General features: G+C 38.0%; 2 protein-coding genes. Both read left to right on the top strand.

The window, feature by feature from the left end; genetic code table 11:
* Positions 1-222: hypothetical protein (locus tag QT974_RS04905; RefSeq protein ID WP_333467399.1), on the top strand; the 222-nt coding region annotated here is incomplete at its 5' end.
* 129 nt (positions 223-351) lie between these two features.
* Positions 352-768, top strand: a complete 417-nt coding sequence (locus QT974_RS04900) for an NUDIX hydrolase (RefSeq protein WP_333467398.1) — start codon at positions 352-354, stop codon at positions 766-768.
* Positions 769-802: the final 34 nt, after the last annotated feature.

The raw sequence follows: 802 nt of genomic DNA, 5'->3' as shown, positions 1-802 counted from the left end.
ATCTCAAGTCCAAATGCTTCGCCCTGTCAAAGCGAAATAAACCTATCTTCTGAAAGAATTTCTTTTTTGGAGAAGTCTAAAGGTAAAATCATACATATTTCTATTTCTGACTTAGTTATTGTCTCGACTGAGAGATCGCAAATAGAACTTAAGCAATCCCACTCAATAAATAAACCGGGCTTTTTTTCTGAAAAAATGGCTGTCAGCAATTATTTTTTCTAAAAAATTTGAGCTTGCTTTATCGATGGGTAATTTCTAATACATAATCAGGGTGTATCAACTTTTTTATTTTGAATCTTCAACTGTCAATCAAGTTGAAGCAGCCTTTGCACCCTAAAGATTGCATAAATCATGATTACAAGAACTATTGTATTGGTAGAACAATCGGCTGTCATTCCCTACCGCATTCAAAACGGACAAATTGAAGTAATGGTGATTACTTCTTCAACGGGGAAGCGTTGGGTGATTCCTAAAGGGTTAATTGAACCTGACATGACTCCTCAAGATTCTGCTGCTAAGGAAGCTTGGGAAGAAGCAGGTTTGTTGGGTAAGGTGTTCCCGGATTTGCTGGGAACTTATGAGTACCAAAAGTCTGGCTATACTTGTCAGGTAGAAGTATTTTTACTGCAAGTACAAACTGTTCTCGAAAAATGGCCGGAAGCTAGCTGTAGAAAGCGACAGTGGGTAAGTATTCCAAAAGCAATTAAGCGGGTTAATGAACCGGAACTTAAACTGATTCTTGCTAATTTACCGAATCGGTTTTGCTGATTGAAAGGTTCGTAGTGAGGAATGCAAGTCCTGA

This window comes from Microcoleus sp. BM001215392, assembly GCF_036700185.1.
Classification (GTDB): Bacteria; Cyanobacteriota; Cyanobacteriia; order Cyanobacteriales; family Microcoleaceae; genus Microcoleus.
This window is presented reverse-complemented; position numbering and strand designations above follow the sequence as displayed.

Coding starts and splice junctions, on each gene's coding strand:
- QT974_RS04900 (WP_333467398.1), top strand. CDS start 352: ATGATTACAAGAACTATTGTATTGGTAGAACAATCGGCTGTCATTCCC.